The organism is Effusibacillus sp. SKA8, from assembly GCF_058273125.1.
The window spans coordinates 94,916-108,665 of sequence record NZ_JBZCSF010000005.1; the positions used below are offsets into that span (position 1 = coordinate 94,916).

A 13,750-nucleotide genomic window follows, 5' to 3' on the forward strand; every position below is an offset into this window, starting at 1 on the left:
CATTATCCTTTTTGCTCCAAAATAACAAAAGAGAGCGATCTTATGCAGATAACACCCTCTTTCATGCCCGTTTGCACTTATCCCGCATCTTCGTTCACCGCGGATTGTGGATCCAATTCCCGCAGTTTGATCTGCCGTTGATAAACCGATTGGATAATCTGTTTCCGGTCCCGTTCCTTTAGCTCCACAAACTTTAACGCGCAATTCTTTTTGCCGTTGGCGGTGTAAACCCTCTGCACTTGGGCTTTTGTCCGGATCTGGTACATTTGATTGTCCAACTTGAACCGAACAGAAACCCCCACCAAATCCCCCGATTTTACGGGGTATCGGTCCTCAATCTCCACCAGCATGCCGCCTCCCGACAAATTTTTTGTTTGTCCTTCAATCAGAGTCGCCGTTTGGCTTTCCATTTCAACCGTGAGGATTTCAACCGGCAGCGTGAGAGGGACCCGAACGTATTCCCTGCGCTGGTTTCGATGTATGACCGCAGGCGTTTCAATCAGAATCTTCTCTGGTGTTGCCGCTTTCACTTGGCTTTCAAAACCGCAGGGAACCCCGTCGTCAATATCCGTATACGTAATCACGATCCGGGTGCCAGAGGGGGGAATTTTAAAGGAGCGGGTACGGACATCCATAAACAAGTCGACAGCGAGGGAATCTTCATTGATTTCCAGCAACCGGGAATCGCATGTTCCTTTGTAAGGTCCTTCTGGAATGTTCACAAAAAGATATTGTCCCAGATCAGGCAACCGCATCACGAACATCCTCCTCGCAAAAACCTCCCGCTTTCAAAAAGCCGCAAACATCCGTTTAAACTCTACACCTTTTATTATAAACAATCAGCGTAATCAGCGTGTAACATTTTCAACCTGGGAATAATTTGTGGGAACATTTTTTCAGATGATATTTCTGGACTGCCAAAACTATGATAGTATGTACACATACTCATTATAGAAAGGCGGTGCTTGAAGATGGAGCAAGTGTTACAACGGATACTGACAAAGTTGGACGAGATGGACACGGAAATCAAAGACATGAAATCCAGTATGGTTGCCAAGCAGGACCTGGACAGGTTTGCCACCAAGCAGGATCTGGAAGCGATTCATCAAAAACTGGACGCCATCTACGAACAAGTCGCTCACAACACTGAACAAGTGGCGCGGATCGATGAATTGTTCGCCCGAGTGGAAGTAGTCGAGACGGATGTGCGCCTGATCAAAAAAATCGTCGTTTCTCAATAAACGGCCGACTTCCTCGTAATAATCCACTGCCACGATTTTCCCGTTACACATCAAACGCGGCAACCGGCGGGCGCAAAACCAGGCGTCAGCCAAGCAGCCGGCGCCTGATTTCCTGCTTCACCGCTGTTCAACAATCCAGCACGATGTCCTCTTCCGTAATCGTAATCAGCGCTTCCTTGTCCACAACTTCCTGCGTTCGCGCAAGCCGCGCCGACATGCGCAGTTTCATCTGCTCAAAGATCCTTTCGGCCAGTCTGCCGTTGCCAAAATCGGCCTCCGCCGCTGAACATTCCCGGACAAAATACGCCCACAGCTTCTCTTCCGCCGCCTCCGACAAGCGGTAACGGGAACCCTCGGCTTTCCGCTTCACAATCTCCACGAGTTCGCTGGCCGTGTAATCGGGAAAGTGTAACGTGAACCTGACTCTGCTTTTGAGTCCGGGATTCGCGTTAAACAAATCGTCCATTTGTTGGGTGTAACCCGCCAGAATCACGGTAAACAACCCTTTTTTGTCTTCCATTTCTTTGATCAGCGTGGTCAGGGCTTCCAGCCCGAAATCGTCGCGCCCCCTGCCCGCCAGCGCGTAAGCTTCATCGATGAAGAGAACGCCTCCCAGCGCTTCTTTGATCTTTTCCGCCGTTTTGAGCGCCGTTTGCCCTATGAAGCCGGCTACCAGATCTTTGCGGCTCGCTTCCACGAAGTGTCCTTTCGGCAACAGGTCCAGTGCCCGCAGAATTTTCCCCAGCAACCGGGCCACCGTTGTTTTTCCGGTTCCCGGATTGCCTGTAAACGCCATGTGCAGCGTAACGGGTTCGTCCGTCAACCCGAATTTTGCCCGCTGCTTCTCGAGGCGGAGCACATCCACAATCTGCCTCACCAACCGTTTTACCTGTTCCAAACCCACCAATCGATCAAGTTCAGCCAAAACGTTTTCCAAACTTTCTCCCGCCGGTATCCCTTCTTCCAGAAAATCCTCCGCCGTAAGTGTGGTATAAGTGTCTGCGGCCGGGGAACTTTCGGCTGAACGGACAGCGTGCCGAATCTTCGCCTGCTCGATCAGATTGCGAACAGTCCGGGCGTTGCCAAAGGTTTCATCCATTTTTCGCCGCAACGCCTGCTTGATCAATGCGTCCCTGGCATTCCCGGTCAGCACGTAATGGTCCCGCAACGCGATATGGTCCGCGATTTCCCCCAACTCTTCCTCCGTGTAGTCGGGAAATTCGATATGAAACGGGATGCGCTCCCTGAGTCCCGGATTCGCGGACAGCAATTCCCGCATTTCACTTTTGTACCCTGCCAAAATCACCACCAGACGGTGACGGTAATCCTCCAGAATCTTGACCAATCCGTTGATGGCGGTCAGTCCGAAATCCTTGCGGGAGTCTTTTTTATACAGCGCGTACGCTTCATCGACAAACAGGATGCCGCCGACGGCGCGTCTCACGTATTGGTTCAGATTCGCTTCCGTATGCCCCATGTAGGCGCCGACCAAGGTTTGCCGGTCGACTTCGACAACGTGTCCTTTTTCCAACAATCCCAGTTCTTTAAAAATCCTCCCGAGCATACGGGCGACCATGGTTTTGCCCGTTCCCGGATTGCCGAGAAAGGTCATGTGCAAAGTCAGCGGATTGGCGGGGATGCCGAGAATCTCGGCACGCTTTTGTTCGAAAACGGCAAACCGGGCGATATCCCGGATTTGCCGCTTGACAAAATGCAGTCCGGGAAGCCGCTCCAGCGCCTCCAGACCGGATTCCTCCGGCTCTGAGACCTCCTGAATCTTTGCGGATTCCGGAGAATTCGCAAAATCCAGAGTTGCGGACCCTGCAGATTGCATACCCCCTGGCGGCTGTACAAGATTGCCGGAGCCGCCAAAAGACGAGGATTCATCCGCCGCTTCCGGCAAATCGCTCCCGTTTTCGGCGATTGTTGGCCGGAAAAGCGGTATTTCCGACCTTTGGCCCGAATCGCTTGCCGGCCAATCCGTTCCGGCTGTAGGGTCATTCGGATCGCCCATCTGCAGCCGGGCTGCCGGTTGTTCTTGTTGCAACGGGGCAGCGGTTCTCTCCCTCCTGCGTTCCTTTTCATTTGTCAAACCGGTGTTGGTCCACACCCAACGATCTGCTTTACCGGGTCTTTTTCCGGCATGCCGGCGGGAGATATAAAGCGCCGTTGCGGGAAACGGCTTTACAAGAATTTCCCGTACGACAGCCGCCTCTGCCCCCGTGTCGGGCGGATTTGTCCCCGCAAATCGTGGACTCGCGGAAAGGCACAGCAAGTGATCATCGGCTTGCACATATACCGGCACACTCTCCGGCAACTGTGACAAACGCTGGCAAAGAGTTCTGCGCGGCCAGTGATACACGCCCGGTTGGCGGCAGTCGGCGGGAAATTCTTCCGTGCCGATAAAAACGCATCCCTCTTCGACCCGCACCGTGACTGCTGGATCTTGCGACGATGCCGCCGCACGCAGCAGTGTTCCGGCAGCGGAAACGGGAAAGCGGACGGTTTGCACGGGAATCGGGTAGTGATTGGAAAAAGGGACAAGGGCTTCTTTCCGGTTGGCCGGCGCCTCTACGGGATAGTTTGGCACGTGGAAACGTTGCTTGCCGGCTTGAAAGAAAAGTGTGGCGGGCCGACATGTGAGGCTCAGTTCCCCTTGCGCGAAACGGAAAAGATCGTTCATCGGCTCAAGTTTGCCGGCCGACACCCGGCAGCAAACGCCTGAATCCTTTTCCCCGGCGCGGATTGGAATACTGACCTTGTATGAACTGTCGGCGTCTTCGTCAATCAAGGTTAACAACTTTTTGTTCGGGTCTATGTTGAGCAGGATCCTGCGGTCGCGCTCGAGCGAAACAGCTCGCTTGGTGATATCTTGCAAAGCGGAAAGCCAATGTTTGACATCTGCAGCGACTCTTAAAGTTTGCATCAAGCCCTCCTCCCTTCGGCATCCGATTGGTACATCGTATGCCGCAAGAGCATGCATGTGCCCAAAAAAAGCGCCAGCGCGGTTGCTGACGCAAAGAGCGAAAAACGGTCTTCGTTTTCCTGATTGTTTCCCCTGCCTACAAAAGTCCCGTGATGGTGCCGTTTTCGTCAATATCGACCCGCAAAGCGGCAGGTCGTATCGGAAGTCCGGGCATGGTCAAAATCGATCCCGTCAGCGCCACGATAAAGCCGGCGCCCAGCGACGGTTTCAATTCGCGAACCGTAATGGAAAAACCGCTGGGTTTTCCCTTTAATCCGGGATTGTCGGACAGCGAATACTGGGTTTTCGTGACGCAGATCGGCAGTTTATCCCAACCGAGTTCCGTGTAAGAAGCGATTTGTTTTTGCGCCTGCTCCGTAAACTGAACCCCATCCGCCCCATAAACTTCTTTCGCGATGATCTCCACTTTTTGTTCGATAGAAAGGTTCACATCGTACAGGAACCGAAGATCGTTCCGGTTATTGCCGCCTTCGGAGATCTCAACCACTTTGCGTGCCAACTCCTCTCCACCCGCGCCGCCTTTCTCCCAGATTTCGGTCAGCTCATAGGGAATGTTTCGGTCCGCGCAGAGTCTCCCGAATCGCGATAACTCGCGGTCGCTGTCGGTGGGGAAACGATTGAGGGCTACCACATACGGCAATCCGAATTTTTCAACCGTATCGACGTGTTTCGCCAGGTTGGCGAATCCTCTCGTCAAAGCCTCCAAATTTTCTTCGTTCAACCGCTCTTTCGATGCCCCGCCGTGGAGTTTCAAGGCGCGGACGGTGGCTACGATCACAACGGCGGAAGGGCGCAGATTTCCTTTACGGCACTTGATGTGCAGGAATTTTTCGGCTCCGAGATCGGCTCCAAAGCCCGCCTCCGTCACCGCGTAGTCCCCGAATTTCAACGCCATCCGAGTGGCGAGCAGGCTGTTGCAGCCATGGGCGATATTGGCAAACGGCCCCCCGTGGATCAAAGCGGGGGTATTTTCCAAAGTTTGAACGAGGTTTGGGCGAATCGCATCTTTCAACAAAACCGCCATCGCCCCCTCCGCCCCCAAGCCTTTGGCATAAACCGGTTTCTTGTCGCATGTATAAGCGACCAGCATCCGCCCAAGCGATTCTTTTAGGTCCCGCAGGCTGTCCGCCAGGCAAAGAATCGCCATGATTTCGGACGCCACCGTGATGTCAAACCCGTCTTCCCGGGGGACGCCGTTTGCCCTGCCGCCCAACCCGATCACGATTTGCCTCAGACTACGGTCGTTCATGTCCAGTACACGTTTCCATACAATCCGCCGGGGATCAATTCCGAGCGAATTCCCCTGCTGGATATGGTTGTCCAACAGTGCGGCAAGCAAATTGTGCGCCGCCGTTACGGCATGAAAATCTCCCGTAAAGTGCAGACCCGTAAAGTGCAGATTGATGTCTTCCATCGGCACGACTTGCGCGTATCCCCCGCCTGCGGCTCCGCCTTTCAGGCCGAATACGGGACCCATCGAAGGTTCCCGCAGCGCCAGCACCGTTTTTTTGCCGATTCGGTTCAACGCTTGTGCCAACCCGACGCTGACCGTGGTTTTCCCTTCGCCCGCAACCGTCGGATTTCTGGCGGTGACAAGGATCAGACGGCCGTCCGGCCGCGTTTCGAGCCGTTTGAGGACTGCCAAATCGATTTTCGCTTTGTATCTGCCATACCCTTCCCATTCGTCTTCTGTCAGCCCCAGCGCGGCGGCAATTTCAGAAATCGGCTTCATCTTGGCTGACTGGGCGATCTCGATGTCAGATGGAACATTCGTGGTGATTGTCACGGGGATCCCCTTATTGTGTATACTTGATGTCCAATTTTATTGTATTTTTTCTGCCGGAAAAAGGGGCATGCAAGCAAAACGGCAAAATTTTTTGCGACACTGAGTTTCCGCAAAAAAACCCCTCGAAATCCGAGAGGCTTTCTTTTTATGACCATACGCTTTTTTTAATGAGCATGCGCCGCCACCTGCTTGACTTCCGCACAGCGGGCAGGTTTCGGGAAAATCTTGTCCGGATTGCACAGGTTCTCCGGGTTGAAGACGCGCATGATGGCAACTTGCGCGTCAAGTTCCTCCTGCGTAAAGATTTTGTGCATGTCTTGCTGTTTCTCGATGCCGATGCCGTGTTCGCCGGTGATGCTGCCTCCGACGTCCGCGCATACCTGTAGCACCTCAGAACCGACTTTCACCGCCAACTCCGTTTCCCCCGGCACACGGGAGTCAAACAGAATCAGCGGATGCAGATTGCCGTCTCCCGCGTGAAACACGTTGGCGATCCGAAGTCCGGAGCGGGCGCTGATCTCGGAGATCCGCTGCAGCACTTCCGGCAAGCGGCTACGCGGGATCACCCCGTCCTGTACGATATAGTCGGGAGAGATTTTGCCCATCGCGCCAAAAGCGGTTTTCCGGTTGGACCACCAGAGGGTGCGTTCCTTGTCGTTTTGCGCCACACGAACTTCGCGCACATTGTATTTTTTGCAGATTTCCACGATCTGCTTGGCCATGTCTTCCATGCCGGCCGTCAGACCGTCGAGCTCAATGATCAGGACGGCCGCCAGATCTTTCGGGTACCCGACCGGATAGGTTCCCGCTTCGACGCCCTCGATCGCGATGCGGTCCATCATTTCCAAAGCGCCCGGAATAATGCCCTCCGCTATAATCGCAGACACCGTTTGGCTCGCGTCGTCCACCGAGTCATAGAGCGCGAGCACCGTTTTGACGCCTTGCGGTTTTTTCAGAATCCGCACAAACACTTTCGTGACGATTCCCGTCGTCCCTTCCGATCCCACCACCAAACCGGTCAGATCGTAGCCCGGCATGTCGGGCACCATGCCGCCGACGGTAATCACCTCGCCGTCCGGCAGGACCATTTCCAAACCGAGCACGTGGTTGCTTGTCACGCCGTATTTGAGACAGTGCGGTCCTCCCGCGTTTTCCGCGACGTTGCCGCCGATGGTGCAAGACATGCCGCTTGAAGGATCCGGTGCGTAGTAGTATCCTTCGTGCGAAATCGCATTGGTCAGTTTCAGGTTGACGTGACCCGGTTCGACCACCGCCGTCCGGTTCCTGAAGTCCACCTCCAGCAAGCGGTTCATCTTGACGAGACTGATCAGCACTTCGCCGCCGATCGGGATCGCTCCACCGGACAATCCGGTGCCCGCCCCGCGCGGAATAAACGGGATTCGCTCCCGGTGCAGCAATTTCACGACAGCGGCCACTTGTTCCGTGTTCCTGGGGAAAACAACGGCACGCGGACGCCCTTTGACGATTGTGAAGCCGTCACAATCGTAAGCCAGGAGTTCGTCCGGTTTGTAAATGACCCCTTGTGGGCCGACTATCTTTTGCAGTTCCGCAACCAGTTGTTCCTGATTCATGCGCTTTCCCCCCTCTGGGCAAGCTGCCCTGCCTGATTTTGGTCCTGTACAGCCGCCGGGGCCGAATTCCGTTCCGCCTGGTACGCCTTGTCAAGCAATGTGACCGTATGGACGACTTCCATGTCGGCTCCCGTGCGGTGAACGCCAGCGGCGATCTGCATCATGCAGCCGGGATTGCCCATTACGATATGGGAGACACCGTCCGGCACATCGGCCATTTTTCTGTCCAGCAGCGGGCTCGCAATCTCCGGATGCGTGAGGTTGTAAATTCCGGCGGAACCGCAGCAGCGATCCGAATCCCGCATCTCGATCAGTTCCACGCCCGGGATCGAACGCAAAATCTCCCGCGGTTCCGTTCTGATTTTCTGGGCATGCGCCAGATGACAAGCGTCGTGGTACGTGATTTTCACGTCGACTCTGCCTTTCGGCACTTCATAGCCGACTTCCACAAGGAATTCCGAGATGTCCCGGACCTTGGCGGCAAATTCCTTTGCCTTGTCGAGATAATCCTTGTCGGAATGGAGCAGTTCCGGATATTCTTTCACCGCCGCTCCGCAGCCCGCCGCGTTCATGATGATGTAATCGACGCCTGCCGCAAGGAACGTGTCGATATTCCTGCGGGCCATTTCCTTCGCCGTTTCCCTCTCGCCCGCGTGAACCTGCAGCGCGCCGCAGCATCCCTGCCCCTGCGGAATCACCACGTCAAAACCGTTTCTTGCCAGTACCCGCGCCGTAGCCATGTTAATATCGGCAAACAGAACATCCATTACGCAGCCGAGAACGAGTCCGACGGTGCCCCGTTTTTGCCCGATGGCAGGAACCAGCGCCGGCAGCGCTTCCCGTGAGGTTTGCGCCGGCACTTCCGGCAGCACCGCTTCCATCTCCCGCAGGTGCTTCGGGAACAGTTTGAGGAGGCCGGTGCCGCGAGCCAATTTTTGCAGCCCGGATTTTTGATAAAAACGGGTGAGTTTCCCGATGGTCCGCAAGCGGTTGGGATTGGGGAAAATCTGTTTCAGGAACGCGTTGCTGATCATCCCCTTGAGTCCGGTTAACGGCTGTGCTTGCCGTATCTGTCCGCGTGCTTCTTCGATCAAAGCTCCGACCTGCACCCCTGACGGGCACGCGGTTTCGCAAGCGCGGCAATCCAGGCAGCGAAAGACCGGATCGACAAACGATTCGTTGAGATCCAAACGTCCTTCCGCAACCGCTTTGATCAGATAGACGCGCCCCCGCGGCGACTGCGCTTCAATCCCCAGTTCCTGATAGGTGGGACAAGCCTGCAAACACAGGCCGCAGTGCACGCATACGGAGAACTTGTCGGGATCCGGCGGATCCGGCCATTTGTAATTCGAATTTGGATTTTGCGTCAAGGATACGTCCAGTTTGCAATCGTTCATCTCAGATCCCTCCCACGTAGCGTCCAGGATTCATAATACCGGCGGGATCAATCGTTTGTTTGATGCCTTTCATCAGGGACAATCCGCCGCGAATGGCGCCCCATACACCCAAATCTTTTTTCAAACCGGGTTCCGCGTACTCGACGACCAGGTACCCGCCGCTGGTTTCCGCCAATTGCCGCAAAACGGAAGCCGTTTCGTGCAAGGCCTGCGAATTGTCGGATTGCAGCCGGAGGCGCAGTGTCCCGACACCAAGGCTTACCGCGTATTCCAGCTTGACATCGCGGGCGGAAGCCTCTTTTTCATATCGGTCAAGCAGCGCATCCATCTGCGAGATGGGAAAACCGGCACGGACGGTGAGGGAACCGGGCGGCGTAATTCTCCAGTGTTTTCGATAATCCGACCAGAATTTGTCCGTGTCGTCATTCACAAGCGTAAGCAAACGGATACCGGCTCCCGCTTCGGCGGCAAACTGCCGGATTCGATCCGCCTGGTACCTGGCGGCGCTTTCCACTTCGTCGCAGCCGATCGCCAAACGGTACGGTTCGGCGGCCCGATCCCGCGAGCGGATCAGTTCCAGGGCGCTGGGCACGCATTCGGAAGCAAGCACGCTTGCTGCCAGGTCGATCAACTCTGTCGGGTTGCCGCTTTCGGCTATCACCAGTTCACGGTGTTTCGGGTAAGGCCTCAGCTTCAGCGTGACTTCCGTGATAAACGCCAAAGTGCCGTAGGAACCGACAAACAGCTTGTTCATGTCATATCCCGCCACGTTTTTTACGACTTTTCCGCCGCAGCGGATGACCTGGCCGTTGGGATACACCACCCGCATGCCGATCACAATATCCCGCCACGAGCCGTATAACACGCGTTCCGGCCCGTTTGCCGTCGTCGCCACCAGACCGCCGATCGTCGATTCGGCCGTCACGGGAGGAGTGACGGGAACGAACTGCCCTTTTTGTTGAAGATGTTTCTGCACCTCGGAAAAAGGGGTTCCGGCCCGAACCGTCATCGTCAGATCCCCCACCGAATGCTCCACAATCCCCGTCAATCTTCTGGCGGATACAAGAAGATCGGCTGCGCGTGGCGTTTCCCCGATGTGCAGCTGTTGTCCGTTGCCTGCCGGAATGACCGACAACCGGCGCTCATTGGCATATTTGAGAACCGCCGCCACCTCTTCTTCGCTTCCCGGTTCAACCAGCAAAAGATCTGCGCCGGGCAGCCCCAACTTATCTTTGATCGGTTCCGGACATTCCGAAACCGCTTGCACCCCGACCAAGTTTTGCAAATCCGAACGAAGCGTCAAAACGTCTTTGCCTGTCATTCGCAAGCCCGTCCCCCTTTTTGTCTGTTAAAGCGCTTTCAAAACCCGGTGAATGGTGATTGGAGAAGTGATACGATCACCAGATGAGTTCCGTTTGAAGACAATTATAAATAATACAGAGAATTATGACTAGACATATTTTTGGGCCTCCTCGACACAATCAAATCCGGGAATTGCCGCAACAAGCGGAAAAAATTCCAGCAAAAACGGCAACTTTGAAAAGCGGGCTACTTTGTTGTTGTTTTTCACAAACTTTTTCGCTAATACTGGGGTAATGGGAAAAGTTGTTCGTTTTGTCACAAGGGAGGAATTTCAATGGGTACATTGCTTGCAAACGCCTTGCCGCAGCGCAAGCTGCTATGGATCGCGGGGCTTGGCTGGCTGTTTGACGCGATGGATGTCGGGATCATGTCGTTTGTGATCGCGGCTTTGACAAAAGCTTGGCACCTTTCGCCGCAGCAGGCCGGCTGGCTTGGCAGCATCAATTCCATCGGCATGGCGGCCGGCGCTTTGCTTGCCGGCGTCTTGGCGGATCGTTTCGGACGCAAGCCGATTTTTATCTTCACATTGCTTCTGTTCAGCGTGGCCAGCGGACTTTCCGCATTTGCCACGACATTTGCCGTCCTCGCTTTTCTTCGCTTCTTTATCGGCCTCGGGCTTGGCGGCGAACTGCCGGTCGCTTCCACGCTGATCTCCGAAAGCGTTCCGGTCAACGAGCGGGGACGGGTCGTCGTCCTGTTGGAGAGTTTCTGGGCGGGCGGTTGGTTGTTGGCTGCAATCGTTTCCTATTATGTAATCCCCGCGCTCGGTTGGCAGTCCGCTTTGCTGATCGGGGCCGTGCCGGCCCTTTATGCGGTCTACCTGCGCTGGAATCTGCCGGATTCCCCCCGTCTGCAGGCGCCCGCAGTCCGCGAACGCCGTTCGGTGCTGCAAAATATCGCGTCGGTCTGGTCGCGTGAATATGTGCGTCCCACCTTGATGCTGTGGATTCTTTGGTTCTGCGTGGTCTTCTCTTACTACGGAGTGTTCCTGTGGCTGCCGAATGTGATGGTTTTAAAAGGATTTACTCTGATCAAGAGTTTTCAATATGTATTGATCATGACGCTCGCGCAACTGCCGGGTTACTTTAGCGCGGCCTGGCTGATCGAACGGATGGGACGGAAGTTCGTTCTCGTCACTTACCTGACCCTGACTGCGGTAAGCGCATTCTTCTTCGGCTATGCGGACACAAAAACCGGTCTGATGATATCCGGCATCTTCCTGTCGTTCTTCAATCTCGGCGCATGGGGTGCGCTTTACGCCTACACTCCCGAACAATACCCGACGGCTTTCCGCGGCACGGGTGCCGGCATGGCGGCGTCGTTCGGCCGGATCGGCGGAATTTTGGGGCCTTTGATGGTCGGGTACCTCGTGGCGGCACAGGTCCCTTTTTCCACCGTCTTTGCCATTTTCTTCGCGGTGACGATCACCGGGGCGCTTGCCGTTTTGGTACTGGGCCGCGAAACACGGGCGATGGATCTGGTGGATTAGTTGAAACCGAAAGCCCGTTCACTCGCGAGACATTTTAACCCGAGACATCTGGTTTTCCCTTTAAGTCTCGCCTTAATCGGCTGGTTCGCATACGCGAGACGGGAAGACCTGGCGGCCGTACCGACTTATTTGAAACGCGTCGAAACCGATTCGCTCATTGTCCTGACCGCCCTCGAGCTCCTGTTTGTCGCCCTCGCGGCACAGTCGAACCGCCTTGTCTACAGGTCTTTGGGTGTGCACCATTCATTGTTTGGGCAGTTGCAGCTGCTGTTGGCGGCAGGCGCGATCGAACGGCTGCTTCCCAGCGGCGGGGCAGCCGGCATGAGTTCGTTTATCTGGCTGGCAAACGGACGCGGGATTGCGGTGTCCGACTCGATCAACATGACGGCGACCACATTCGTCTTGGGATACATCCAAATCGTGCCGTTGCTGTTGATTCCCCTTTTTACCGCGCGTTCAGCCGCGCTTCCGGCCGGGAATCCGCAACTGTTGGCCGGTGTTGCCGCCGGCTGTATTGCGGTCGTCATCATCCTGGCCGCCTTGACCGGATCGGAACGGTTGATTCAACGGCTTCAAAATCAGCCATGGCTTAAGCGGTATCCAAGCGTTGTCGCGGGAATTGTTTCCGTTCACCGTCATGTTCGCCGAACTTGGCAAAATCGCAGGGAATTGATTGTCCCCCTTCTGTTGTTATGGGCGTTGTATCCGATTCGGATCGCCATGTTGTGGACCTGTTTTGCGGCATTTCATGCCCACGCGCCTTTGTCGCTGATCTGGACAGGCTACAGTGTGACGATTCTCGTCTCGTTTCTGACGTTCCTCCCGACGACGCTGGGCATATTCGAACTGACGATGGTCGGTACGTTCACCCTCTTGGGAGTCGGCGCGGAGCTGGCGACAGCCGTTGCTCTGCTGTATCGGGCGTTTACCTACTGGCTGCCGATTCCCCTCGGACTGCTGTCTTGGTGGAACTTGCGAAGGAGGTCGGTGTCTTGAACGCGGAAGTTGAGGTTATCAGCAAAGCCAACAGCTTGCAAAAAGACGCGAAAGTCGGTCTCGCCCTGGCGGGCGGCGGCGTATCAGGGGCTGCTTCGATTGGGGTCATTCAGGCGTTGGAAGAGGCGGGAATCACCGTCAGCCATCTTGCAGGGACCAGTTCCGGCGCGATGGTTGCGGCACTTTACGCATACGGATATTCCGTCGAGGACATGCAGCGGGTGATGCCGCGTTTCACCAAGAAGCATCTCGATTACGACTGGAAAGCGATCCTCGCCAAGATCCTGCTGCGCCGGCCGTTGTTGGACGGATGGATTAAAGGCTCCCGCCTGCAGTCCCTGCTCGAGGAATTAACCGGTGCCAGAGACTTATCCGCCTTTCGCATTCCTTGCGGGATTGTAGCGACAAACCTGCGGAACGGGCAACCGGTCGTATTCTCGAAAAAACCGGTTCCCGGGTTTGTGACAGAGTCGGAGATCACCATCGCGCAAGCGGTTGTGGCGAGCTGTTCCATCCCCGTGATTTTTCAGCCGGTGCGTTGGAAAGGCTATATCCTGTCCGACGGCGGCGTGGCCATGAACTGCCCCGTGCGGGTAGTTCGGGCATTGGGGGCGGAGCGGGTGATTGCCGTTGACACGGTGACCGCTTTTGCCAATGACGATGTCGGAGAATTGCGATCCGGCTTGTCAATTTTCACGCATGTAATCAATCTCAATCTGCGAAACCAGATGGCGCTTGAACATAAACACGCCGATCTGTCTCTTCATCCGCATGTCGGCTATGTCGGCGCTCTCGACTTTCACAAGGTGGAACAGTGTGCGGAAGCCGGGTACCGCTGCGCAAAAGAAAAGATGGACGAGATCCGGGCCGCTTTGAATCCGGGTTAGCCGCTTGGCGGGCA

The 13,750-nt window shown here is 55.5% G+C and carries 10 protein-coding genes; 4 read left to right on the forward strand and 6 right to left on the reverse strand.

Features of this window, described 5'->3' with window-relative positions; genetic code table 11:
- Positions 1–77 precede the first annotated feature (77 nt).
- Positions 78–755 carry a flagellar brake protein gene (locus tag AC4ED1_RS06060; RefSeq protein WP_490936711.1) on the reverse strand — a complete coding sequence of 226 codons (678 nt, stop codon included), beginning with the start codon at positions 753–755 and terminating at the stop codon, positions 78–80.
- Between the two features lie 216 nt (positions 756–971).
- Here AC4ED1_RS06060 and AC4ED1_RS06065 point away from each other — a divergent pair, with 216 nt between their 5' ends.
- A complete protein-coding gene (locus AC4ED1_RS06065; protein WP_490936713.1) occupies positions 972–1,241 on the forward strand; it encodes a hypothetical protein in 270 nt (89 codons plus the stop codon).
- Between the two features lie 127 nt (positions 1,242–1,368).
- Here the strand turns inward: AC4ED1_RS06065 and AC4ED1_RS06070 are convergent, their stop codons facing one another.
- From AC4ED1_RS06070 to AC4ED1_RS06090, 5 genes are all read right to left on the reverse strand, one after another.
- Positions 1,369–4,167 carry an AAA family ATPase gene (locus tag AC4ED1_RS06070; RefSeq protein WP_490936715.1) on the reverse strand — a complete coding sequence of 933 codons (2,799 nt, stop codon included), beginning with the start codon at positions 4,165–4,167 and terminating at the stop codon, positions 1,369–1,371.
- 136 nt (positions 4,168–4,303) lie between these two features.
- Positions 4,304–6,013, reverse strand: a complete 1,710-nt coding sequence (locus tag AC4ED1_RS06075) for a formate--tetrahydrofolate ligase (RefSeq protein WP_490936717.1) — start codon at positions 6,011–6,013, stop codon at positions 4,304–4,306.
- Positions 6,014–6,177: 164 nt separating this feature from the next.
- A complete protein-coding gene (locus tag AC4ED1_RS06080; RefSeq protein ID WP_490936719.1) occupies positions 6,178–7,605 on the reverse strand; it encodes an FAD-binding oxidoreductase in 1,428 nt (475 codons plus the stop codon).
- Complete coding sequence (locus AC4ED1_RS06085) at positions 7,602–9,002, reverse strand: (Fe-S)-binding protein (protein WP_490936721.1); 1,401 nt, start codon at positions 9,000–9,002, stop codon at positions 7,602–7,604. The genes AC4ED1_RS06080 and AC4ED1_RS06085 overlap by 4 nt, the downstream gene beginning before the upstream one ends.
- 1 nt (position 9,003) lies before the next feature.
- Positions 9,004–10,323 carry an FAD-binding oxidoreductase gene (locus AC4ED1_RS06090; protein ID WP_490936722.1) on the reverse strand — a complete coding sequence of 440 codons (1,320 nt, stop codon included), beginning with the start codon at positions 10,321–10,323 and terminating at the stop codon, positions 9,004–9,006.
- 315 nt (positions 10,324–10,638) lie between these two features.
- On the opposite strand from AC4ED1_RS06090, the gene AC4ED1_RS06095 reads away from it, so the two are divergent.
- From AC4ED1_RS06095 to AC4ED1_RS06105, 3 genes are read left to right on the forward strand one after another with little or no spacing between them, the layout of a single operon-like run.
- On the forward strand, positions 10,639–11,853 hold the full coding sequence (locus tag AC4ED1_RS06095) for an MFS transporter (protein ID WP_490936724.1): 1,215 nt from the start codon (positions 10,639–10,641) through the stop codon (positions 11,851–11,853).
- A complete protein-coding gene (locus AC4ED1_RS06100) occupies positions 11,854–12,849 on the forward strand; it encodes a lysylphosphatidylglycerol synthase transmembrane domain-containing protein (protein ID WP_490936726.1) in 996 nt (331 codons plus the stop codon). It begins immediately after the preceding gene.
- Positions 12,846–13,736: a patatin-like phospholipase family protein gene (locus AC4ED1_RS06105; protein ID WP_490936728.1), complete on the forward strand. Its 891-nt coding sequence runs from the start codon at positions 12,846–12,848 to the stop codon at positions 13,734–13,736. Before AC4ED1_RS06100 ends, AC4ED1_RS06105 begins: the two co-directional genes overlap by 4 nt.
- The last annotated feature ends 14 nt before the right edge of the window (positions 13,737–13,750 follow it).